Here is a 23,252-nt window from a genome sequence, read left to right on the forward strand (position 1 = left end):
CACTGCCCGGCTGCTGCTGAAGTGGCGAACAGCCGCAGGCCCACCGCGCGCGATCAGAGCGCGCCTGTGACCTTTGGCCGGTCCAACAGCCCCCCTCCCGCGCTACGCTCGCAGATTGCCCGCATTCCGGGCGATGCATCCATCTGTAGCCGGAGAGTCGAATGAAGTTGTCCAAGCTGGCCCCGCTGGGCCTCACCGTCGCCATCGCCGCGTCGCTGGCGTCGTGCGGCAAGACCGAGACCGCTCCGGCGGCCGCAACCGCCGAGGCCAAGCCGGCCTTTGATCTCTCGCAGATCAAGACCCCGCTGATCGCCCTCAACAGCGCCGATCTGGACCCGGCGATCGCCGCGTGTACCGACCTCAATGGCTACGTCAACAGCAGCTGGCTGAAGGCCAACCCGGTGCCGAACGACCAGACCACCTGGGGCAGCTTCGAAATCCTGCGCGAGCGCTCGCTGGAAGTGCAGCACGCGCTGGTCCAGCAGGCCGCCGCGAGCCAGGCCAAGCCCGGCTCCGTGGAAGCCAAGATCGGCGATATCTGGAAGACCGGTTCGGATGAGGCCAAGATCGAAGCGGCCGGCATCGCACCGCTGCAGCCGCAGCTGGACAAGATCGCCGCGCTGAACGACACCGCCGCCATCACCCAGTACCTGCGCGACACCCAGGCACAGGGCCAGGGCGTGCTGTTCTCGCTGTCCGCCAATGCCGATTACAAGGATTCGGCCAACGTCATCGCCTACGTCGGCCAGGGCGGCCTGGGCCTGCCCGAGAAGGGCTATTACTTCGACGCATCGCAGGCCAAGATCCGCGAGGCCTACGTGGCCTATATCGCGCAGGCGCTGACGCTGTCCGGCGTGGATGCCGCGCAGGCCAAGACCCAGGCGCAGGCGGTGATGGACTTCGAGACCCGCCTGGCCAAGGCCTCGCTGTCGCGCATCGAACTGCGTGACCCGGCCAAGCGCTACAACCCGGTCAGCGCCGCTGAAGCGGACAAGCTGACCCCGAACTTCAGCTGGACTGCGCTGTTCGACACCCTGAAGGTGCCGGCCACGCAGAAGTTCTCGCTGGCCCAGCCGGCCTTCTTCGGCGAAGTGGACACGATGCTCACCGAGGTTCCCTCCTCGACCTGGCAGGCTTACCTGCGCTTCCACACCATCGACGACGCCGCCCCGTACCTGAGCAGCGCGTTCGAGAAGGCCAACTTCGACTTCTACGGCACCACCCTGCGTGGCCAGAAGGAGATGCAGCCGCGTTGGAAGCGCGTGCTGGAATCGGTCAACGGCGCCATCGGCGAAGGCCTGGGGCAGCTGTATGTCGACGCGGTGTTCCCGGCCGAATCCAAGGTGCAGATGCAGCACCTGGTGGAGAACCTCTCGGCGGCGCTGAAGGCGCGCCTGGAGAAGCTGGAATGGATGGGTGAGGACACCCGCAGGAAGGCGCTGGAGAAGTGGGCCAGCTTCACCCCGAAGATCGGCTACCCGGACAAGTGGCGCGACTGGTCGGGCTTTGAGACCAACGCCGACAGCTACCTGGGCAACATGCAGGCCGCGCGCGCGTTCAACTACCGCTACCTGTTGAACAAGATCGGCAAGCCGGTGGACAAGACCGAGTGGGGCATGACCCCGCAGACCGTCAACGCCTACTACAACGCCACCAAGAACGAGATCGTGTTCCCCGCGGCGATCCTGCAGTCACCGTTCTTCGACGCCAAGGCCGATCCGGCGCTGAACTACGGCGGCATCGGGGCGGTGATCGGTCACGAGATGATGCACGGCTACGATGACTCGGGCAGCCAGTTCGCCGCCAATGGCAACTTCGACAACTGGTGGACCGACAGCGACCGCAAGGCCTTCACCGGCCGCACCGATCAGCTGGTAGCGCAGTTCGACGGCTATGAATCCCTGCCTGGCGTGAACGTGAAGGGCAAGCTGACCCTGGGCGAGAACATCGGCGACCTGGGCGGCCTGACCGTGGCCTACGATGCGCTGCAGATGGCGCTGAAGGAGAATCCCAAGCTCAACCTGCCGGTGGATGGCCACAGCCAGGACCAGCGCTTCTTCATGAACTGGGCCACCGTGTGGCGCCGCAACTTCACCGATGGCGAGCTGCGCGTGCGCCTGAACACCGACCCGCATGCCCCGGCGAACTTCCGTGCCAACGGCGCGCCGTCGAACATGCCCGCGTTCGCGCAGGCGTTCGAATGCAAGCCGGGCGACGCAATGGTGCGCGCCGACGACAAGCGCGTGGTGATCTGGTAAGTCAGCGCAACCGATGGAACTGAAAAGGCCCGGCAATTGCCGGGCCTTTTCTTTACCACCTCAGGCAGGACATTTCAGGTACTGCGTCAGTGTGGCCTTCCACGCATCGGCCGGCTTGAAGTCCGGCACCAGCCCGCCACCCGTGCCGGTGAAGTTCGACATGCCGTGCGACAGCATGTAGGTGGGCGTGTACGTCGGCGGACCAAGGCGCTTGACGTCGGTGCAGATGCCCGCGACGTAGGCCGGCGCTTTGTCCGGCGCAAGTTGTGCTTTCAGTGCGGTGTCGAAGCGGACCAGTGTCTCTTCATCCATGGCACTGCCAGCGGCCATCTTCATCGCCTGGTAGGCGCCATGCGCGGACTGGTCGGCTACGCGCTGGCGATCGAAGTGGGCAAATACCCCGGAGATGTTGTACAGGTCGATGGCGTCCTGGGTACGACCCTCCTGCACGCAGCGGGGAAGGGCGGCCATCATCGCCGCAGGCGTGACGGCGGCGGTGATCTCGGCGCGGGACATGCAGGCGGGTGCGGCCTGGGTGCTGTCCTGGCGGGCGTGGGCGATGGGGGTCAGGCTGAGCAGCAGCAGCCCGAACGAGGCCGCATTGCAAAGACGTCCTTTCATGGGTAAATCTCCTGGGAGGCGGTGACGGCCACAGGGGCCGACGACTAGAATCCCGGGATTGGCGCGGCGGCGCAAGCTCAGCTGACGCTTCCGGTTTCGCCGGCGACCGCGCCGGGGGACGGCGCGGGGTGATGGCGCAGGTCAGCCCGGGGCGAGCGTGGTCAACAACGCCTTGGCCGCGTTGAAGCGGTCTTCGGGCAACGGCAGCGGCACCTTGATGCGCAGCTTGTCCGGGCCGTCCATCGTATAGAGCTTGGGCTGCTTCTGGATCATCTGGATGACCGACATCGGATCGATGCGCGGCTTGGCCTCGAACACGATGCGGCCGCCGTTCTCACCCAGTTCCAGCTTGCGGATGCCAAGTTCGTTGGCCTGCAGCTTGAGCTCGGCCACCGCGAACAGATGCTTGGCCGGATCGGGCAGCAGCCCGAAGCGGTCGATCATCTCCACCTGCAGTTCGCGCAGCTGGTCGCTGTCGCGCGCGCTGCTGATGCGCTTGTACAGAGTCAGGCGGGTGTGCACGTCGGGCAGGTAGTCATCGGGGATCAACGCCGGCACGTGCAGTTCCACTTCGGCACCGCGCGCTTCTTCGCCGGCATCCAGGTCGGGCAGGTTGCCCAGCCGGATGCTGCGCACCGCGCGTTCGAGCAGTTCGGTGTACAGGCTGAAGCCGACCTCGGCCATCTGGCCGCTCTGATCCTCGCCCAGCAGTTCGCCCGCGCCGCGGATTTCCAGGTCATGCGTGGCCAGCGTAAAGCCGGCACCGAGCTCGTCCATCGAGGCGATGGCCTCCAGGCGCTTCTCCGCATCCGGCGTCATCGACCGCTTGTCCGGCACCACCAGGTACGCATACGCGCGATGGTGCGAACGGCCCACGCGCCCGCGCAGCTGGTGCAGCTGGGCAAGGCCGAAGCGGTCGGCGCGGTTGATGATGATGGTATTGGCGTTGGGGATGTCGATGCCCGATTCGATGATCGTGGTCGACAACAGCACGTTGTAGCGCTGCTTCTGGAAGTCCAGCATCACCCGTTCCAGCTCGCGCTCGGGCATCTGCCCGTGGGCGATGCCGATGCGCGCTTCCGGCACCAGCTCGGCCAGGTCGCGCTGCATGCGGCCGATGCTTTCCACGTCGTTGTGCAGGAAATACAGCTGGCCGCCACGCGCCAGTTCGCGCTGGAACGCTTCGCGCAGCAGCGCGTTGTCCCAGGCGGTGATGAAGGTCTGCACCGCCAGCCGGTTCGGCGGCGGGGTGGCGATGATCGACAGGTCGCGCAGGCCGGCCATGGCCATGTTGAGCGTGCGCGGGATCGGCGTGGCGGTCAGGGTCAGCAGGTGCACGTTGGCGCGCATCGCCTTGAGTGCCTCCTTCTGGCGCACACCGAAGCGCTGCTCCTCGTCCACCACGACCAGGCCCAGGTCCTTGAACTTCACGTCCGGCTGCAGCAGGCGGTGGGTGCCGATGATGACGTCGATGGTGCCGGCGGCGACCTTCTCCAGCTCGGCCTTGATCTCCTTGGTGGTCTTGAAGCGTGACAGCACTTCCACCCGGAGCGGCCAGTCGGCGAAGCGGTCGCGGAAGTTGCGGTAATGCTGCTCGGCCAGCAGCGTGGTCGGCACCAGGACGGCGACCTGCTTGCCCGCGCTGGCGGCGGCGAACGCGGCGCGGACGGCGACCTCGGTCTTGCCGAAGCCGACGTCGCCGCAGACCACGCGGTCCATCGGCTGGCTGCTGGCCAGGTCGCGCAGGGTGGCGTCGATCGCGGCCAGCTGGTCGGGGGTCTCCTCGAACGGGAAGCCCGCCGCGAACGGCTCGTACATTGCCCGGTCCACATGCAGCGCCAGGCCGGCGCGCGCGCGGCGGCGGGCCTGGATCTCCAGCAGTTCGGCCGCTACGTCGCGGACCTTTTCTGCGGCGCGGCGCTTGGCCTTGCTCCACTGCTCGCCGCCCAGCGAATGCAGCGGGGCGGTTTCCGGCGAGGCGCCGGAGTAGCGGCTGATCAGGTGCAGCTGGGCGACCGGCACATACAGGCGGTCGCCCTTGGCGTATTCGATCTCCAGGAACTCGCCCGGCATTCCGCCGGCGTCGAGCACGATCAGGCCGCGGTAGCGTCCCACGCCATGGTCTTCATGGACGATCGGCGCACCTTCGGTCAGCTCGCCCAGGTCACGGATGATCGCTTCCGGCTCGCGCCCGGCGCGGCGACTGCGGCGGGTCTGGCCGGCGCGTTCGGGGAACAGCTGGCGCTCGGTGAGCACGGCCAGCGCCGGCGCCTCCAGCGCGAAGCCATCCTCCAGGGGTGCCACGGTGATGGCGAAGCGCAGCGCCGGGTCGGCCAGGAACGTCGGCAGGTCGGCGACCACCGGCGGTTTCAGCTCCGCCGACAGCAGCACTTCCAGCAATGCCTCGCGGCGGCCCGGTGAGTCCGCGGCGATCAGCACCCGGCCCGGGTAATGGCCCAGGAACGACTTCAGCGCCTCGCCGGCCGGTGCATCGCGTGCGGCCACCGGCAGCGGCGGCAGCGGCTGGTCGCCCAGCGGCTGTGCTTCGGCCACGCGCGGATGCTCGGCGTTCCACACTTCCACGCGCGGCAGGGTGTTCAACCGCGCGCTCAGTGCTTCCGGGCTGAGGTAAAGCTCGGTGGGCGACAGCAGCGGCCGCTCCACGTCGTGCCGGCGCTGCTCGTAACGGTTCTGGGTCTGCGCCCAGAACGAGGCGGCGGCTTCGCCGACACCGGGCGCGATCACCGGCAGTGCGTTGGGCTGCAGGTAGTCGAACAGCGTGGCGGTCTGGTCGAAGAACAGCGGCAGGTAGTACTCGACACCGGCCGGTGCCAGGCCGGCCTTCAGATCCTGGTAGAGCGCGCTGCGCCGGGTGTCGACGTCGAAGCGCTCACGCAGGGTGGCCATCACCCGCGACACGCTCAGCTCGTCGAGGGGCACTTCGCGGCCGGGGAGCATGCGCACCGCGTCGACCTTGTCCAGCGAGCGCTGGCTTTCCGGGTCGAAGGCGCGGATCGAATCGATGTCTTCGTCCAGCAGCTCCACCCGCAGCGGCGCGTCGGCGCCCATCGGGAACACATCGAGCAGGCCGCCGCGCACGGCGAAATCACCCGGGTCCATCACCTGCGGCACGTTGCGGTAGGCGGCGGCCTCGAGGCGGCGCTTTTCCGCGTCCAGGTCCAGGCGCTGGCCGACCTTCAGGTCGAAGCTGCCGCCGATGATGTACTTGAGCGGCGCCAGCTGCTGCAGCAGCGTCTGTACCGGTACCACCACGATGCCCCGGCGCAGCGTTGGCAGCTGGTGCAGTGCGGCCAGGCGCTGGGAAATGATGTCCGGATGCGGGCTGAAGGCGTCGTACGGCAGCGTTTCCCAGTCCGGGAACGCCACCACCGGAAGGTCCGACGCGCTGCCCAGCAGGGTGCGCAGGTCGGCTTCGATCTGATTGGCGCCGTGGTTGTCGCGTGCGATGACCAGCAGCGGCCCGTCATGGGTGTCCGCCGCGCGTGCGACGTACCACGCCAGCGCAGTGGCCGAGGCGGGAGCGCGCCACCAGGCGCGGAGCTGGCCGGAACGGGGCAGCGGCGGAGCGGGGTATGAGGTGCGAGACATGAACCGCAAATTTTAGCAGACCGTGCGGTACTGCCGGCCGCTGGCCGGCAACCCCGCGTGCCGCCGGGCAGGGCCCGGCGCTACGAATCCAGCTCGAGCACCATGCGCACCAGGCCCGGCGTGCCTTGCGGATGCGGCACCGGCTTGAAGCCCAGCGATGCGGCGAGCTGCTTCATGGGTTCGTTTTCTTCGGCCACGTCGCCGTACAGGCGATCCAGGTACTTGCCGCGCGCCCACTTGACCAGCTTGCGCATCAACTGGCGACCCAGGCCCTGGCCGACCAGGAAGCGGCTGACCAGGATGGCGTACTCGGCTTCGCGGGTGCCCTGGATCATCGACGCACGTGCGACCGCGCCGACCACGGCCTCACCGGCCGGGTGCGACGACTCGGCGGCCACCAGCGTGATCTCGCTCTTGGGATTGGGATGGGTCAGGCGCTGCGCGGTTTCTGCCGACAGCTCGGTGACCGACTGCAGGAAACGGTCGCGGATTTCCTCCGGGCCGAACAGGCTGAAGGCAGCCTGCAACGGTCCGACGTCTTCCGGACGGATCGGACGGATCAGCAGCTCATGGCCGCTGGGTGCCTTGAAGATTTCGTGCCAGGGCGGCATGCGGTTACGGGTAGCCATACCGGTGATTCCTTGGTGGTCTTCGGATTCTCGCATCCCAGGGGGCGCGTTCCGTGAACGAAACACTCACACCGCTCTGTCATGCCCGGACAGGGCGGCAGGCGGTGGGGCGGGTTCCGCAGGCGCGACTTACTCGGCCTGCTTGAGCCATTGCAGGCGGGTGCTGGCACCGGCCTCGCCCAGGTGCTGCTTGAGCACCGGCATGGCGGGGGCCAGGACCTGGTCGAACTGCCACGGCGGATTGAGCAGCAGCATGCCACTGCCGTTGAGGCGCAGCGGTGAATCGTCCGGGCGAACCAGTAGTTCTACTGTAAGCACCGACTTGACCGGCAGAGCGCAGGCCTTGCGCAGGAAGTGCAGGATGGTGCGGCGCTGCTTGATCGGGAACCAGATGGCGAAGCTGGCCTGCGGCCAGCGCGCCAGGATCTCGCTCACGGACGCGAGGATGCGCTGGTACTCGGCATCCTGGCCCTCGTAGGGCGGGTCGATCAGGACCAGCCCGCGGCCGATCTTCACGCCGTTGGACTTGGGCGGCAACAGCGCCTTGTTCTGCGCATAGCCGTCGCCGTGATACACCCCGACCCGGGTGTCGTGGGCGAACAGGGCCTTGAGCGAGGCGGCTTCATCGTCCTGCAGTTCGCAGACCGCCATGCGGTCCTGCTCGCGCATCGTCTGGGCGCTCAGCAGCGGCGAACCGGGGTAGCTGATCATGGCCCCGACCGGATTGTCGGCCTGCACCGCCTTCAGGTAGCGCTCGACCACGGCCGGCAGCTGCGGCTGCGCCATCAGGCGCATCACGCCGTCCTCGGCCTCCAGGGTCTTGCGGCTTTCCTCGCTGGCCAGCAGGTAGCGGCCGGCGCCCCCGTGGGTGTCCAGCACGAAGAACGGGCTGTCCTTGCGCTTGAAGGTGTCGAGCAGGGCAAGCTGCACGATGTGCTTGAGCACATCGGCATGGTTGCCGGCATGGAAGGCGTGGCGGTAATTCATCGGCGCAGTGTACGGGGCGGCGGGCCCAGCGGCTATGCTGCGCGCATGAACCGCCCCCTGCACAACGTTTTGGTCGTCGAAGACGAAGCCGCCATCGCCGATACCGTCCTGTACGCCCTGCGCAGCGAGGGCTATGGTGCCCGGCACTGCCTGCTGGGCGGACAGGCCCTGCAGGTGCTTCGCCAGGAGCCGTTCGATGTTGTCGTGCTGGACGTGGGCCTGCCCGACATGAGCGGTTTCGAGGTGTGCCGCACGCTGCGGACCTTCAGCGAGGTGCCGGTGATCTTCCTGACCGCACGCAACGACGAGTTCGACCGCGTGCTGGGGCTGGAGCTGGGGGCCGACGACTACATGGCCAAGCCGTTCTCGCCGCGCGAGCTGGTGGCCCGGGTACGCGCGCGGCTGCGCCGTGCGGGTGCCGCGGTCGTGGCCGGGCAGGACGGCTGGCAGCAGCAGGGACGCTTTGCGATCGACCGCGAAGGCCGGCGTATCCGTTTCGGCGAGCAGCCGCTGGAGCTGACCCGTTACGAATACGCCCTGATGGCCGCGCTGCTGCAACGCCCCGGCGCCATCCTCAGCCGCGCCCAGCTCATGGACCGCGGCTGGGACATCGCCGCCGACAGCGCCGACCGCACCGTGGACACCCACGTCAAGACCCTGCGCGCCAAGCTGCGCGCGGCCGGTGCCGAGCCCGACCCGATCCGCACCCATCGCGGCGTTGGCTACGCCCTGGAGGTCTAGGTGCGGCTGGGTCTCAAGCTGTTCCTCGGCTTCTTCCTGATCGTCGGCATTGCCGCGTTCTTCGTCATGCGCATCTTCGTCAACGAGGTGAAGCCGGGCGTGCGGCAGGCGATGGAATCGACGCTGGTGGATGCGGCCAACGTACTGGCCGAGATGGCCGCCGCCGACCTCAAGGCCGGGCAGATCCGCAACGGCCGCTTCGTCGCCGACCTGGCCCGCGCGCAGCGCCGTGACCCGAAGGCGATGGTGTGGCGGTTTCCCAAGCGCACGCTGGACTACCGGGTGACCATCACCGACGCGCGCGGAATCGTGGTGTACGACTCCACCGGCGAGGACCTGGGCCGCGACAATTCGCGCTGGAACGATGTCTACCGCACCCTGCGTGGCGAGTACGGCGCGCGCTCCAGCCCCGAGACGCCCGGCGATGACACCCACTCGGTGATGCACGTGGCCGCGCCGATCCATGACCCGGACGACCCGAAGCGGCTGATCGGCGTGCTCAGCCTGGCCCAGCCCAATCGCAGCATCGATCCGTTCATCGCCGCCAGCCAGCGCGCCATCATGCGGCGCGGCGCCTGGTTGATCGGGCTGTCCGCACTGATCGGCCTGCTCATGACCGGTTGGCTGATGCATGGGGTGAACCGGCTCAACCGCTATGCCAAGGCCGTCAGTGCCGGTGAGCCGGTGCCGCCGCCGAAACCCCGCCGCGACGAGATCGGCGACCTCGGCCAGGCGCTGGAGACCATGCGCCGCAAGCTGGAAGGCAAGGCCTACGTGGAGCAGTACGTGCAGTCGCTGACCCATGAAATGAAGAGCCCGCTGGCCGCGATCCGCGGCGCGGCCGAACTGCTGCAGGAACCGTTGCCCGACGCCGACCGTGTGCACTTCGCGCGCAGCATCCAGGGACAGGCGCAGCGCCTGACCGAGACCATCGACAAGCTGCTGGCGTTGGCCGAGGTGGAGCAGCACGGCTGGCTGCAGAAGCGCGAGCGGATCGCGCTGGCACCCTTGTTGCGCGGCGCGGCCGACGCGGTGGCGGTGCGCGCGCAGGCGGCGGGCATGGGCGTGGACGTCGAGGTGGAGCCCGGGCTTGAGATCCTGGGCGATGGTTATCTGCTGCGCCAGGCACTGAACAACCTGCTGGAAAACGCGCTGGCCTTCTCCGCCGCCGGCAGCGGCATCACGCTGCGCGCCGTGGCCGACGCCGAGGGGGTGGTGCTGCAGGTTGCCGACCGCGGCAGTGGTGTTCCCGATTACGCGATGGAGCGCGTGTTCGAGCGCTTCTACTCGCTGGCGCGCCCGGCCACCGGCCTGCGCAGTTCCGGGTTGGGGTTGTCGTTCGTGCGCGAAGTGGCGCGCCTGCATGGCGGGCGCGTCGCGTTGACCAACCGTGACGGTGGTGGGGCTGTGGCCTCGCTTTGGCTGCCCTGGCGCGATCCGGCCGCGCCGGTTCGGCGCTGAGACCGTCCGTGGCAGCCACCCTTGGGGTGGTTCTACGGCCGGCCGCTTCGCGCGACTTCACGCTCACTTCAACTACGGCACAAACCCCGCTCACCGGCGCGCGCGACGCTGGCACCCTTCCCAAACCGAGGACGGGTGATGAAATCCCTGAAGATGCTGTTGCGGTTCGCCATCGTGGGCGGGCTGATCCTGCTGCTGCTGATTCCGCTGATGATGATCAAGGGCGTGATCAGCGAGCGCGAGGCGTACCGCGACCAGGCCTATCTGCGCGTGGCGCAGAGCCGGGCCGGTGCGCAGACGCTGACCGGCCCGATCCGGGTCGTGCCGTGGACCGAGACCCGCCAGGTCGAAGTGGTCGACGCGGCGGGCACCAAGAAGATCGAGACCCAGGTGGAGCAGAGCTACTGGCTGCAGATGCCGTCGCGCCTGACCGTTGACGGCGGCATGCAGCCGGACGAGCGCCGGGTGGGTCTGTTCCGCGTGCCGGTCTATACCTGGAAGGCCAAGGTGACCGCCGAGTTCAGCGACGACGACTACCCGGTCAAGGCCGGGCGCGTGTATGGCACGCCCTACCTGGCCGTCGGCATTGCCGACGTGCGCGGGCTGGTCGGGTCGCCGGACCTCAAGGTGGATGGCCAGGCGCTGACGCTGCAGCCCGGCATCGGCGATGTCACCGGCATCGGCAAAGGCCTGCACGTACCGCTGCAGGGCTTCGACGACAGCGCCGGCGGCCTGCTCAAGGCCAGCAAGGTGGACCTGGCGCTGGTGCTCGATGGCACCCGTTCGCTGGCCGTGGTGCCGGTGGGCGACGACAGCCGCATCGCGATCCGCTCGCCGTGGCCGCACCCGCTGTTCGGCGGCAGCTTCCTGCCCAACGAACGCCAGGTGGGCGAAACCGGCTTCGACGCGGAGTGGGCGGTGTCCTCGCTGGCCTCCGAAGCACAGCGCCAGCTGCGCAGCAACCGCGACGTGGAGCCCGAAAGCGTCAGCGTGGAGCTGGTCAACCCGGTGGACATCTATACCCAGGCCGACCGCGCCAGCAAGTACGGCATCCTCTTCATCCTGCTCACCTTCGTCGGCTTCATCCTGTTTGAACTGATCAAGCGACTGCGCATCCATCCGCTGCAGTACCTGATGGTGGGCCTGGCACTGGCGATCTTTTTCCTGCTGCTGCTCAGTCTGTCCGAACATATTCCGTTCTGGATCGCCTACGTGGTGTCCGCGCTGGCCTGCATCGGCCTGCAGGCGGTCTACCTGTCCGGGGTGCTGCGCAGCTGGGTGCGCGGGTTGGGCTTTGCCGGCATGCTGACCGTGCTGTACGGCGCGTTGTACGGGTTGCTGGTGTCGGAGAACAACGCACTGCTGATGGGCTCGCTGCTGCTGTTCGCAGTATTGGCCGCAGCGATGTGGATCACGCGCCGGATCGACTGGTACGAAGTCGGCGCAAGCCTGAAGTAAGGCGCGGGCGTGTCTACACATGCGCCGGGGTCGATCACAGGCGATGGATGCGGGTGGTTCATGCGCCGGGGCAGGTGTGGCTGGGATGGCGGGCGTGACGCATTGTGCGCGTCTGCAGGCTTCGACGTGTGGATGCGGCACGCACGGCTCAGATTTCCCTGACCGGTCTGGCTAGGCTTCGACATCCGCGCTGATGGAGCCTGCAATGCCTCGAACGTCCGCATCCCTGGGGGCTGGATCACCTGCGTTCGCCGCGTCGGCGAGCGTGCGCGCACGCCCGGGAACCCGTGCACCGGCGGTGCCCATCTCGGTGGCCAACGCAGCATCGGCTCCGGTTGAACACACGCTGGACGTTGCCAGCGTTGCACGACGGGAGTTGGATGCGCTGTCCTCGGCGCTGGCACGCGGGCCGGTCGATGGTGACTTCCTGCTGGCACTGCAGGGCCGGTTCGCGGAAACACCGCTGGCCACGCCGATGGCGGAACAGCTGGTGCGCGATGCACTGCGCCGACTGCTGCCGCCCGAGGTCGATGTGGACGCGCGGCAAGCGTGGCAGGACACGTCGACGAGCATGCTGACCTGCTCCCGCGCCGGTTGGGAAGTGGCGTGCGCACCGCTGCGGAGCCGGCTGACAATGGACGTCGCGCACACGTCGCTTGCCCTGCGACGCATCCGCGACGCGGTCTACCGTCCTGTCGACATCCCCGGCCACGTGTGGCGCGACTGCCTTTTCGACGCGCGCACGGCAGGCGCAACCGATGCACGGGCGCTTGCAGTGTCGCTGCAGCCGAACGATCTGCCTGCCGGCGCTGACATCTCCCGCGTCCGTCTGCAATTGCGGATGCTTGCGCCGATGCTGGACGACGCGCTCCTGGAGCGGAGCGTTCATGAGATCTTCCGGCACGCCGCGCTCGACGGCGGGCTGCTGGACCCGCGCTGCGCGCTGCATGGCCTCTTCGATGCCGTTGATGAGGACGGATGCGCTGTGCTCGATGCTGGCGCCCGTGCGCGGATACTGGCCGGTCTCGGCGAGCTGGAATCGCCGGGACGCCTCGGGCGAGGAGGTCTGTTGACGGGGCAACGTACGGCCCCGGGTGCGCAGCTGGCAGACGCGCTGTGGGCGGTGGGGCGGTCCGCGACGCTGTGCAGCGCACCTGCACGGCAGCCCCCGATGTCGGCCATGCTGCTCGCGGCGGCCAGTGTGCCGGGTGGCGTGTTGACCTGGTTGGGCGCACTGGCACTGCCCACGCCGGCGACGCTGCCCGCTGGCGTTGCCAGTGAGCCGCTCAGGCCACCTGCGCCGGTCGTACCGGTGCCCGTGCAGACCGGAAACGCATCGTGGGTCACCCCCGATGAACGATGCAGGCTGCCGTTCCGCGGGCACGACGGGGAGGGCCCGCCCGGCGACGTCGCGTCGTCCGCGGCGCGAAGCGGCGGCAACGGATTGCTTGCGCTGGCGAGCGGTGGCCTGTTCACGGGTGCGATGCTGATGCGGCTCGGTTGGCAGTGGGCATTCCCCGCTGCCGTCGATCCGCACCCGCGTGAGCGGGGTGCGCAGGATGAGCACGTCTCCGACGTCATTGCCTTCCTCGAGGATGTCGTGGACGAGCACGGCAACGCCACGCTCTGGCAGGACATCTGCCGGCAGGTCCGGGAGGCGGATGCGCGCGGCGATGCAGCAGACCCGGCCATCGCGGTGGCGGAGTTGCTGCGCAGCAACGGCGTGGCGGGCCGGGTGGTCGACGGCCTTCATGCAGGCCTTGCCGACGAAACCTCCGGTCGCCCCGGCGGACGGGCGGCGCGGGAAAAGCGCAACGTGCACGACGTCAATCCCATCGCCGCGCCTGCGGCCATCATCCGCGAGGAAATGGCCGCGCAGCGGCGCCTCGACGAGGCCAGTCAGCGCCTCATCCTGGCGGCGAGGGAGGGGGAGGGAGCCGCCGAGGCGCCGGGTGCGTTGTCGTTCCAGCCCGGCGACGGGCTGCCCGATGCGGAGGCGGCGGGCATGATCCAGTTCTGGCAGGCGCTGATGGATGAAACGCTGGACAGCCGCCACGAACTGGCGATCGCGCTGAACCAGTTGGCCGATTCCGAGCTCCTGCTCGATCAGGTGCATGCGGCGATGCCGAGCCTGGACGGCACCATTGCCGCCGCACTGTCGGCGGCGCTGGACACTGCCACCGGCGGCGGCAATGCATCCTCCGTCGATCCGCGGCAGGTGTACCGGAACACGTTCCTGGAGATCGAACCCTGGGAGCGATGGGCCGCAGGCCATCCGCGCCCGCCGTCGCTTCGGGACCAGCCCGGAACCCGCGTTGCCCAGCCCGGCGGACGGGTGCGCAGCCAGCTGGCCAGCTCGTACACCCTGGTAGAGGCGGCCGTGCTGCCGGTGGAACACGATGGCAACCGTACCGCGTTGTACTTCAGGACCGGTCCCAGCACGTATTTCCCCAACCAGGAATGTCAGCGGCCCTCGCTGGCGCAGTTCAACGCTGCCATCGCAGGCAGGAACTTCGTTGCCGAGTTCACCGGGCTGCACGCCGCCTACGCCGCCAGTGCCGGCTCGCGCGCAGGCGCGGCCAACATGGCGCGGTTCTGCGAAGGGTTCGTCAAGCGTCTGTCCGGCGCCAGCGTGCTGCTGTGCGCGGGGGCGCGGCTGAGTGCGCGCGGTAAATGGCTGCTGGACATGGTGCTTCTCCATCCCCAGCAGTTCAATGCAGCCGACCCGGCAAGCGGACGCGCGCTGGTGCTGCCCAATGCCGCGCTGCGTGTCCACCCGCTGGCGGTTTACGGAAACGACGGTGCCCTCCTGCCGCTGCATGGAATGATGCTCATCCACGAAGTTGCCGACGGCGGCGCCGTCCTGTTGGCGAGCACGTCGCGCACGCCGGTGGTGGAGGAGTTCGATGGGGTCTCCAGTGCCTTGCGCCAGATCGAGGCGGAGTTGCCGGGGCATCTGAATCGTTGGATGGCGCGACGCCACCATGCGGCCTGGCACGCCGGGCGCGCGGCGACGGTGGGCACCCGGCCCGCCGAACGTGGCAACTTCCTGGAGGCGCTGTTCCTGCAGACGGTGGACCTGCGTCACCAGCAGCTGCTGGACCTGCAGCATGCCTCGCCGGCCGTGGCGCGCCGCGAATTCCTCGCCTTCGACCGCAGGATGGCGCGCTATCCGCCGGCGGTGCCGCTGGCGATCCTGACCGCCACGGCACAGCTTGCCGCCGGGTCCCTGTCGCATTGGCTGGCCGGCGCCGACGGTGATGCCGCAGGGCTGCGGAACCTGGACTTCCAGGGGGTGCGCATCCTGTACGACCTCAACGGGGCGCGCAGCGAGCTGGAGCAGCGCTATCCCCTGCTGCCACGGTTCGTGGCGTCAACGCTGGACCAGGCGGTGCTTGCCAGTCACGGGGTTGCGTTCGACAGCCGTCGCTATGCCCTGGTCCAGTTCTCAGGGGGCGCGTCCAGTACCGCTACCCGCAGTGGCTGGTCGCATGCGGCCAACCAGCGCATCGGCAGCATGTCGCTGGTGGAGTGTGCCCTCCGGAAAGGCGAAGGTCTGCCGCGTGGCAGCGATATGGCGATGCGCGTGGGCCTCTATCTGTCGGCGGACGCCGATGTCTATGACCAGAAAACCGAGGCGACCGAGATTCGACCCGAGGAGTTCCTGGCGATCGTGGACCGGCTGGATCTGCAGAGTGCCTATCTGGCCGCGCTGGCGGCGTTCTGGGAGCAGGAGCGCGACCAGGTCGGCTATGCCCTGCGCGGTTCCTACGTATTTTCGATCTCGCAGCAGTACGGTGACGGGTCACTGTCCGTGAGAGGCGTGCAGCTGGCCCTGGCAGCGTCGGGCCGGCTGGTGCTCGATGCCGACGGCGTTCCGCAGTTCGCGCCGGAGATGCGCGCGGGTGTCAGGGTCGGGTGGCTGGAGCTGTACGGCATGCAGTCCACCATCGTGCATGTGCAGGATGACGACGGCCCGGAGTGCATCCTGTACTTCCCCAATGACCGGAACCGCTTCTTCGAGTTCGCCCACCCCCAGGAGATGATGTCCTGGCTGCAGCGCCTCGTCGCAACCGACGCAGGGTGCACCTGGATCGAGGCTGCGTTCGACCTGAGCGACCTGCAGGATGGCTGGTTCTACAATGGCCTGCAGACCATGCTGGGCAGCCCCGATACCACCTTGTCCGCCAGTGGCAGGATGTCACGTCCGATAGAGGGACATGACCTGATCCACGCCCTGATGTCGCGTCTGCGCGCACGTACCGAGAGCGACGCGCGCGTACTGATGACGTCGGATTGGGAAGCTGTCAGGCACCAGTGGCTGGCCCGCATGCAGACCTTCAATCTGGTCATGGGGCTGGCCAGCATCGTGCTGCCGCCGCTGCTGCCGGTAGTGGCGGTGGGCTCGGTGGCCGAGCTCGGGCTGGGGGCCGACCAGGCCATCAATGGCGAGACCGAGGCGGAACGTCATGCCGGTGGCGGGGCAGCAGCAGGCGCCGCGTTCGGGTTGGGACTGATGGCGCCGCTGGGGATGGGGCGCCTTGCCAGACTGGCCGCGTCGGACGGTTCGCGGCTGACGCCGGCGCTGCAGCTGATGGGCGACGGTGCGGCGCTGGACCCGCTGCGCGCGCTGTCGCCGCGCTACGCCCAGCCGTTGCTGCTGGATGGCGTGCGCGCCGCGGACAATGGCGTTTACCGGCACATCGGCAGGACGTTCATCCGCCAGGGGGAATTCACCTACGAGGTGTTCTTCGACGATGCCGCCCATACCTGGCGGCTGCGCCACCCGGGTAACGGCCTGCAGTACAACGACCCGATCCGGCTCAACGGCGACGGGTTGTGGGAACCCAATCCCGAGGTGGGGTTGCGCGGCGGCGCACCCCGGGGGGATATCTCACGCAGTGTGTCCATCGAAAGCAGCTACCGGGGTGCGGTCAATGCCTACCTGGCCAAGGTGCGTGCGGGGGCAACCGACATCGTCACCGACGACTTCAGGTGGGGCAGGGAAAACTGGCGCCGGGTACGCCTGACCAACGGGGAAATGTCGTTGCCGGAGCTGAAGCGGCAGTTTCTGGACGGTGGCCTGGACATGGTGCAGAAAGGCGCGCTGTCCGAGATCATTTCGCGGCTGGAGGCGCTGCAGCGCAGTGGGTGGTATGCCCGCCTGGGCGCGGATATCGACGAACTCGTCCAGCTCGAAGGCGGGCAGTTCTATCCCGCCTCGCAGGGGCTGTTGTTCGAGGACACCGCGCTCGGTGCCGCAGGCGTCTGTACCGGCCTGTCGCGGATCATGGCGGTGGCCGTTGCCGACGGCACGCAGCTCCAGCTGTTGCGCAACCTGCGTGCGGCGGTGATGCGACCGGGATCCCGGCTGGCGGCGACGGCGCGGGCCATGGCGCTGGATGCACAGGGCGTGGCGTTGCCCCGCAATGCGCTGTCGCATTCGGAAGTGATCGAAGTGCAGGAGCTCGCGCGTTTCCTGGGCGGTGTGGTCGAGAGCAGCCAGTTTGTGCTCTCAGGCACATCGCACAGCATGATGTGCTCGGTCAGCGTGGCCCAGAACGGCCGGCGCACCTATGCCCTGTACGACCCCAACTTCGGCTTGGTTCAGTTTGCCAGCATGGCCCAGTACGAGCGCTGGTTGCCCACCTATTTCGGCATCCGGCCGTTCCCGCGCATGCCGGGCGTGGTTTCGGGGCAGGTGGAAACGCTGGCCGACCTGTATGGCGCCTACCGGGCACCGGGCGCTGCATCACCGCAGTTCCAGTTGCGGCAGATCGACGCGGCGGTGCTCCGCCAACAGGCGCACGAGCGCGGCTGGACAACGTTGATCCAACGCGGACCCAGCCCCTGAATGCGGTTCTCGGCCACTATTGGCGCCCCGGGCAGGTAAAATTGCCCGGATTCCCGTTGACCGCCGCGAGCCCGCCATGACCTGCCGTACCCGTTTTGCCCCCAGCCCCACCGGCTACCTGCACATTGGCGGTGCCCGCACCGCGCTGTACTGCTGGCTGGAGGCACGCCACCGGGGCGGCGAATTCGTGCTGCGCATCGAGGACACCGACCGCGAGCGCAGCACCCAGGGCGCGATCGACGCCATTCTCGAGGCGATGGACTGGCTGGGCCTGGGCTACGACGAGGGCCCGATCTACCAGACCGACCGTGTGGCCCGCTACAAGGACGTGGCCGAGCAGCTGGTCGCCGAGGGCAAGGCCTACTACGCCTACGAGACCCGCGAGGAGCTGGATGCGATGCGCGAGGCCGCCATGGCCAGGCAGGAGAAGCCGCGCTACAACGGTGCCGCGCGCGAGCTTGCCCTGCCGTACCGCGACGATCCGAACCGGGTCATCCGTTTCAAGAATCCGCTCGAGGGCACCGTGGTGTTCGACGACCTGATCAAGGGCCGCATCGAGATCGCCAACAGCGAGCTGGACGACATGGTCATCTTCCGCCCGGATGGTTTTCCCACCTACAACTTCGCGGTGGTGGTGGACGACTGGGACATGAGGATTTCCGAGGTCATCCGCGGCGACGACCACATCAACAACACGCCGCGCCAGATCAACCTGTACGAAGGCATCGGCGCGCCGGTGCCGAAGTTCGGCCACATGCCGATGATCCTGGACGAGCAGGGTGCAAAGCTGTCCAAGCGCACCGGCGCGGCGGACGTGATGCAGTACAAGGACGCCGGCTACCTGCCCGACGCGCTGTTGAGCTACCTGGCCCGGCTGGGCTGGTCGCATGGCGACCAGGAGCTGTTCAGCCGGCAGGAGCTGATCGACCTCTTCGATGTGACCCACTGCAATTCCAAGGCCGCTCGCCTCGACATGGCCAAACTGGGCTGGGTCAACCAGCACTTCCTGAAGACGGAAGATCCGACCAGCATCGCCCCGCACCTGGTCTACCAGCTGAACAAGCTCGGCCTGGACCTGGGGGCCGGCCCGGCCCCGGCAGACGTGGTGCTGGCGCTGCGCGAGCGCGTGCAGACGCTGAAGGAAATGGCCGAAAAGGCGGTGGTCTGGTACCAGCCGCTGGTCGAATACGACGAAGCGGCGGTGGCCAAGCACCTCAAGCCGGGCGCGGAACTGGCGCTGGGCAAGGCGCGCGAGCTGCTGGCCGCGGTCGGCGACTGGACCGCGGAAAACGTGTCGGCTGCGCTGCACGATGTCGCGGCGGCACTGGAAATCGGCATGGGCAAGGTCGCCCAACCGCTGCGCGTGGCCATCACCGGCACCCAGGTGAGTCCCGATATTTCGCAGACGGTGTTCCTGGCGGGACGTGAAGAGGCCTTGAAACGCATCGATGTCGCACTCACTAAGGTAACGTCGGCCTGACCACTGGAGACCGCGCATGTCCGCTAAAGCCGCTTGTACCGCCCCGCACCACCATGTCCACGACGCATCCGACTTCGTGAAGGTGGTGGAACGCGTGTGCACGGAACGCGGACTGCGCCTGACCCCGATCCGCGCCAACGTGCTGCGCCTGATCGCCGAGGCCGGCAAGCCGGTCAAGGCCTACGAGCTGCTGGAGTGGGTGCGCAACGGCAAGGGCGTGGGCGCCGATGCCCCGCCCACCGTGTACCGCGCGCTGGATTTCCTGATGGCCAACGGCTTCGTGCACAAGCTGGAATCGGTGAATGCCTTCGTGGCGTGCCACCACCCCAGCAGTGCGCAGCATTCGGTGCCGTTCCTGATCTGCAACAGTTGCCACAGCGCGGTGGAGCTGGAAGACCGCGAGATCGTCAGCCAGCTGGAAAAGCGCGCCAAGGAACTGGGCTTCCAGCCGCAGGCACAGACCCTGGAAGTGCACGGCCTCTGCGCCCGCTGCGCGGGGTGATGGCGTAGCGCCACGCCCTGCGTGGCTGGCCGGTCCGGGTCAATGCGCAGCCACGCAGGGCGTGGCGCTACCTTGGTGCCGCGGCCGTATTCACGCGCAGCCACGCAGGGCGTGGCTCTACCTTGGTGCTGCGGCCGTATTCACGCGCAGCCACGCAGGGCGTGGCGCTACCTTGGCGCTGCGGCCGTATCCACCCGCACCACCACCGACATGCCCGGGCGAAGCCTGGGTGCCAGTTCCTGGTCCGGATCGATCGCGATCCGCACCGGCAAGCGTTGTACGACCTTGGTGAAATTGCCGCTGGCGTTGTCCGGGCGCAGCACGCTGAACTCCGAACCGGTGGCCGGCGCGATCTGCTCGATGTGACCGGTGAGGCGCTCACCGTCGAAGGCGTCCACCGAGAACGTCGCCGGCTGGCCGATGCGCATGCGCCAAGTCTGGCCTTCCTTGAAATTGGCCACCACCCACAGCGTGTCAGGTACCAGGAACAACAGCTGCGAGCCGGCGGTGACGTACTGCCCCAGCCGCACCGACGCTTCACTGACCTGGCCGTCGCGCGGGGCATGAATGACCGTGTTGGCCAGGTCGATGCGGGCCAGTTCCAGTTGTGCCTTGGCCGTTTCCACGCCGGCTTCGAGCCCCTTGCGTGCCACCTGGGTCGACGTGAGTGTTTCCTCGGCGATGCGGATCTGCGCCTGCGACTGCTGCACCGATGACTGCGCGGCCTGCGCGCTGGTGCGGAACTTGTCGCGGTCGTTCAGTGCCACCAGCTGCTGGTCGGCCAGTTCCTCGTAACGCTTGAGCTCCCCGCGCGAGCGCGCCAGCTCCGATTGGCCTGCCGACAGCGCGGCCCGTGCCGCGCCGATCTGCGCGCGGTTCTGCGCCTGCGCCTGGTCCGAATTGGCCAGCGCCGCCACCGCGCTGTCCAGGTTGGCCTGCGCCTGCGCCACCTTCTCCTTGTAGATGCGGTCGTCGATGCGCAGCAGCGGCTCGCCGTGCTTCACGTGCTGGAAATCCTTCACCAGCACCTCGGTGACATACCCATTGACCTGCGGCGCCAGGACGGTGATCTGCCCACGCACATACGCGTTGTCGGTACTCACCAGGCTGCTGTTGAACGGCCACAGCGACCACGCGCGCAGGATCAGCGCGATGCCGATCAGCGCCACCACGATCATCACCACCACGCTGCGCCGGCTGGGCTTGAGGTACTTCGGCGCACCACTCGGCGCTGCAGCCGCAGCCGGTGCAGCAGGCCCCGCGACCGGTGCGGCATCGGTGGGTACGGGCGGGTGGATGTCATCGGGCGGGTCATCGCGCGGCGGTGTGCTGGACATGGCAGGACTCATCGCTGGGCCGCGCCGGAAGGCGCAGCGGGTGTGGGGGAGACGGCGCGCCGATGGCGCTTGCGCCACTGCTTGAGCACGGCGGTGCGTACCGACAGCAGCAGCAACCAGCCCAGGAAAACCAGCGCGACCCGGCCACTCAACGAGAACACGTCGTTGAAGCCGCGTACGTTGGCCTCGCGCCGGGTGATCTGCGCCAACTGGGCGGTACCCTGTGCGCTGCGCTGCACCGGGTCGGTCAACAGGGGGGCATAGACCTGCTGCTGCAGTTTCAGGCGTTGGGCCACCACCCCATCGCTGGGATCCAGCTGGCTGACCATCGCCGTGGAATACACCTGCTCGCGATGCAGCTGGAAAGTGCCCAGCACCGCAGAGCCGGCCAGTCCGCCCAGGGTCTGGGTGATCGACAGCGTGACCAGGAAGGTGATCATGTGGTCGGTGCCCTGCTTCAGGGCCTGGGTGATGCCGAGCATGATCAACGGCCCCATGAACATGCCCGCACCCATCGACGCCAGGAACTGGCTCAGGAAGAAATCGTGCGGACGGTCCTGGCTGGTGCGGTGTTGGTCGAGCAGGGAGGCGGTGCCCAGCAGCAGGATCGCCATCAGCAACTGGGCAATGATGCGTTTGGGGCCGAAGGTCAGCGAGCTGGTGGCGATGCCCGTGATCACGCCGGCCAGGATCACCGCGAACAGGGGCCGCATCTGGTCCGGACCCATGCCCAGCTGGCGCATCAGGCCGATCACCCCGTACGACTGTTCGGTGGTGAGGAAGCGGATCAGGAAGGCGCCGATGATGAAGTGCAGCATTGCCGGGCTGGCCAGCCAGCGGGTCTGCAGCAGCGGATTGCGCCGGTAGTGTTCCACCACGACCCCAGCGGTGCCCAAGGCCACGGAGGCGACCAGCGCCCAGCCCAGCCACGGGGTGTCCAGCCACCAGCGCAGGTAGCCCTGGGCCAGCACCACCACCAGCAGCGCCACCGCGGGGGCGAACAACGCGAAGCTGAGGAAGTCCATCGGCTCGAAGACCTTGATCTGCGCACCCGGGGGCAGCTTCAGCATGACCACGGCAGCAAACGCACACAGCGCCAGCCCGGCTTCGAACAGATACAGGTTGTGCCACTGCCCGGTGTCGACCAGCCCCGGCGACACCAGCCAGGCAATCGGCAGCGCCATCTGCGAAATGCCTACGCCGATCACCAGCAGGTTGCCGGTATAGCGGCGCGGCAGCGACTGCAGCATGTAAAGCGTTCCCAGCGTGCTGCAGGCTGCGCCGGCGAAACCGCTGGCCGCGCGCATCATCAAGGTGGTTTCAAAACTGCCGACGAACAGATGCAGCACCGCCAGCGCGGCGTACAGGCCCAGTCCGATCTCGGCGAACAGGCGGATGCCGTACTGCTGGCGAAACTTGAAGGCCAGCAGGTTGGCAGTGACGTTGACCATCGCATAGGCAGCCACCAGCCAGCTTCCCTGGGTCGGGGTCAGGCCGAGCTGGCCCTGCAGGAACGGCAGGTTGGCGGTGACCAGTGCGTTGCCGAGCGCGCCGGTGAGGCCGACCAGGAGGGCGACCATCGCGTAGGCCACGCGCCGGCGCGGTGGATGCCACGGCATCGACGCCGAGCCGGGCAGGGTCGGCTTCTCGTGTTCCTCCCAGTCGGGAATCGGCTTGAGGTACTCGGCCATCAGCCGGTCCCGTCGGCGTTTCCGTGCAGCCCCTCGCGCAGCAGCTGCATGGCGCGGGCGGCCAGGCGGGCGCGTTCGTCACGGGTCTTGCCGCGCAGTGCGGCACCGAGCATGCCGGAGATCAGGCTGATATCGCCCACCTGCAGGTCGGCGCGGCACAATCCCGCGTCGATCGCGCGCTGGATGGGCGCCTTCAGCAACGCATGGATGGCCTGGCGCGCGGCCTTGATGGACGGCTCGTCCGGGTCCACGGCGCGCCAGTAGTCGGCCAGCGCCGGCGACTGCACGATGCGCGAGGCCATGCCCTGCAGCACCTCGAACAGGGCATCGTCGCGGTCGCCCAGAGTGTCCACCTGGCGCCGGATACGCGCAACGGTGCGCTCGAGCAGCGCTTCGACCAGCGCGGTGCGATCGGGGAAATTGCGGTACAGCGTGGCGCGGCCAACCTGCGCGCGTTCCACCACCAGGTCCAGCGGCGCGGTCACGCCATGCTGGCCGAACACGGCATCGGCGGCATCGAGGATCAGGGCGCGGCGGGCGGCCGCATCGGCACGTTGACTGGGCATGGGTCATTTTCGGACAATAATGTCCGCACCGGAAGCCGTTGGAAGGTTTCCGGTATGA

At 68.0% G+C, this 23,252-nt stretch carries 14 protein-coding genes; 7 read left to right on the plus strand and 7 right to left on the minus strand.

Going from position 1 to position 23,252, the window contains the following annotated elements; translation table 11 throughout:
* Positions 1–161 precede the first annotated feature (161 nt).
* The gene (locus AC3ITN_RS06235; protein ID WP_489392384.1) at positions 162–2,258 is read left to right on the plus strand and encodes a M13 family metallopeptidase; all 2,097 of its coding nucleotides are present in this window, start codon (positions 162–164) and stop codon (positions 2,256–2,258) included.
* A gap of 60 nt (positions 2,259–2,318) precedes the next feature.
* On the opposite strand, the gene AC3ITN_RS06240 is transcribed toward AC3ITN_RS06235, so the two are convergent.
* The 4 genes from AC3ITN_RS06240 to AC3ITN_RS06255 all read right to left on the minus strand — a co-directional run bounded on the left by AC3ITN_RS06240 (position 2,319) and on the right by AC3ITN_RS06255 (position 8,104).
* Complete coding sequence (locus AC3ITN_RS06240) at positions 2,319–2,879, minus strand: hypothetical protein (protein WP_489392385.1); 561 nt, start codon at positions 2,877–2,879, stop codon at positions 2,319–2,321.
* Positions 2,880–3,020: 141 nt separating this feature from the next.
* On the minus strand, positions 3,021–6,488 hold the full coding sequence (gene mfd, locus AC3ITN_RS06245) for a transcription-repair coupling factor (RefSeq protein WP_489392386.1): 3,468 nt from the start codon (positions 6,486–6,488) through the stop codon (positions 3,021–3,023).
* A gap of 80 nt (positions 6,489–6,568) precedes the next feature.
* The gene (locus AC3ITN_RS06250) at positions 6,569–7,117 is read right to left on the minus strand and encodes a GNAT family N-acetyltransferase (protein WP_313343741.1); all 549 of its coding nucleotides are present in this window, start codon (positions 7,115–7,117) and stop codon (positions 6,569–6,571) included.
* Positions 7,118–7,246: 129 nt separating this feature from the next.
* Positions 7,247–8,104: a 23S rRNA (adenine(2030)-N(6))-methyltransferase RlmJ gene (locus tag AC3ITN_RS06255; protein WP_489392387.1), complete on the minus strand. Its 858-nt coding sequence runs from the start codon at positions 8,102–8,104 to the stop codon at positions 7,247–7,249.
* Positions 8,105–8,149: 45 nt separating this feature from the next.
* Here AC3ITN_RS06255 and creB point away from each other — a divergent pair, with 45 nt between their 5' ends.
* The 6 genes from creB (at position 8,150) to AC3ITN_RS06285 (ending at position 19,600) form a co-directional block, all read left to right on the plus strand.
* Positions 8,150–8,845 carry a two-component system response regulator CreB gene (gene creB, locus AC3ITN_RS06260; RefSeq protein ID WP_313348684.1) on the plus strand — a complete coding sequence of 232 codons (696 nt, stop codon included), beginning with the start codon at positions 8,150–8,152 and terminating at the stop codon, positions 8,843–8,845.
* Positions 8,846–10,306: a two-component system sensor histidine kinase CreC gene (creC, locus tag AC3ITN_RS06265; RefSeq protein WP_489392388.1), complete on the plus strand. Its 1,461-nt coding sequence runs from the start codon at positions 8,846–8,848 to the stop codon at positions 10,304–10,306.
* Positions 10,307–10,444: 138 nt separating this feature from the next.
* Complete coding sequence (gene creD, locus AC3ITN_RS06270) at positions 10,445–11,764, plus strand: cell envelope integrity protein CreD (protein ID WP_313348688.1); 1,320 nt, start codon at positions 10,445–10,447, stop codon at positions 11,762–11,764.
* Between the two features lie 205 nt (positions 11,765–11,969).
* Positions 11,970–17,618, plus strand: a complete 5,649-nt coding sequence (locus tag AC3ITN_RS06275; protein WP_489392389.1) for a dermonecrotic toxin domain-containing protein — start codon at positions 11,970–11,972, stop codon at positions 17,616–17,618.
* Between the two features lie 76 nt (positions 17,619–17,694).
* The gene (gene gltX, locus AC3ITN_RS06280) at positions 17,695–19,098 is read left to right on the plus strand and encodes a glutamate--tRNA ligase (protein WP_489392390.1); all 1,404 of its coding nucleotides are present in this window, start codon (positions 17,695–17,697) and stop codon (positions 19,096–19,098) included.
* A 16-nt stretch (positions 19,099–19,114) separates the two neighbouring features.
* Positions 19,115–19,600: a transcriptional repressor gene (locus tag AC3ITN_RS06285; protein WP_313348694.1), complete on the plus strand. Its 486-nt coding sequence runs from the start codon at positions 19,115–19,117 to the stop codon at positions 19,598–19,600.
* A 167-nt stretch (positions 19,601–19,767) separates the two neighbouring features.
* On the opposite strand, the gene AC3ITN_RS06290 is transcribed toward AC3ITN_RS06285, so the two are convergent.
* From AC3ITN_RS06290 to AC3ITN_RS06300, 3 genes are read right to left on the minus strand one after another with little or no spacing between them, the layout of a single operon-like run.
* On the minus strand, positions 19,768–20,937 hold the full coding sequence (locus AC3ITN_RS06290; RefSeq protein ID WP_489392391.1) for an HlyD family secretion protein: 1,170 nt from the start codon (positions 20,935–20,937) through the stop codon (positions 19,768–19,770).
* 8 nt (positions 20,938–20,945) lie between these two features.
* Positions 20,946–22,631, minus strand: a complete 1,686-nt coding sequence (locus tag AC3ITN_RS06295; RefSeq protein ID WP_489392881.1) for an MFS transporter — start codon at positions 22,629–22,631, stop codon at positions 20,946–20,948.
* Positions 22,628–23,194 carry a TetR/AcrR family transcriptional regulator gene (locus tag AC3ITN_RS06300; RefSeq protein ID WP_313348698.1) on the minus strand — a complete coding sequence of 189 codons (567 nt, stop codon included), beginning with the start codon at positions 23,192–23,194 and terminating at the stop codon, positions 22,628–22,630. Before AC3ITN_RS06300 ends, AC3ITN_RS06295 begins: the two co-directional genes overlap by 4 nt.
* Positions 23,195–23,252: the final 58 nt, after the last annotated feature.

This window comes from Stenotrophomonas sp. KH_036_B (assembly GCF_057839485.1).

What these genes read in the sequence shown, in the direction of transcription:
- AC3ITN_RS06235 (WP_489392384.1), top strand. Translation starts at nt 162, where the DNA reads ATGAAGTTGTCCAAGCTGGCCCCGCTGGGCCTCACCGTCGCCATCGCC.
- AC3ITN_RS06240 (WP_489392385.1), bottom strand. Translation starts at nt 2,879, where the DNA reads ATGAAAGGACGTCTTTGCAATGCGGCCTCGTTCGGGCTGCTGCTGCTC.
- mfd (WP_489392386.1), bottom strand. Translation starts at nt 6,488, where the DNA reads ATGTCTCGCACCTCATACCCCGCTCCGCCGCTGCCCCGTTCCGGCCAG.
- AC3ITN_RS06255 (WP_489392387.1), bottom strand. Translation starts at nt 8,104, where the DNA reads ATGAATTACCGCCACGCCTTCCATGCCGGCAACCATGCCGATGTGCTC.
- AC3ITN_RS06300 (WP_313348698.1), bottom strand. Translation starts at nt 23,194, where the DNA reads ATGCCCAGTCAACGTGCCGATGCGGCCGCCCGCCGCGCCCTGATCCTC.
- AC3ITN_RS06275 (WP_489392389.1), top strand. Translation starts at nt 11,970, where the DNA reads ATGCCTCGAACGTCCGCATCCCTGGGGGCTGGATCACCTGCGTTCGCC.
- AC3ITN_RS06250 (WP_313343741.1), bottom strand. Translation starts at nt 7,117, where the DNA reads ATGGCTACCCGTAACCGCATGCCGCCCTGGCACGAAATCTTCAAGGCA.
- gltX (WP_489392390.1), top strand. Translation starts at nt 17,695, where the DNA reads ATGACCTGCCGTACCCGTTTTGCCCCCAGCCCCACCGGCTACCTGCAC.
- AC3ITN_RS06285 (WP_313348694.1), top strand. Translation starts at nt 19,115, where the DNA reads ATGTCCGCTAAAGCCGCTTGTACCGCCCCGCACCACCATGTCCACGAC.
- creD (WP_313348688.1), top strand. Translation starts at nt 10,445, where the DNA reads ATGAAATCCCTGAAGATGCTGTTGCGGTTCGCCATCGTGGGCGGGCTG.
- creB (WP_313348684.1), top strand. Translation starts at nt 8,150, where the DNA reads ATGAACCGCCCCCTGCACAACGTTTTGGTCGTCGAAGACGAAGCCGCC.
- AC3ITN_RS06290 (WP_489392391.1), bottom strand. Translation starts at nt 20,937, where the DNA reads ATGTCCAGCACACCGCCGCGCGATGACCCGCCCGATGACATCCACCCG.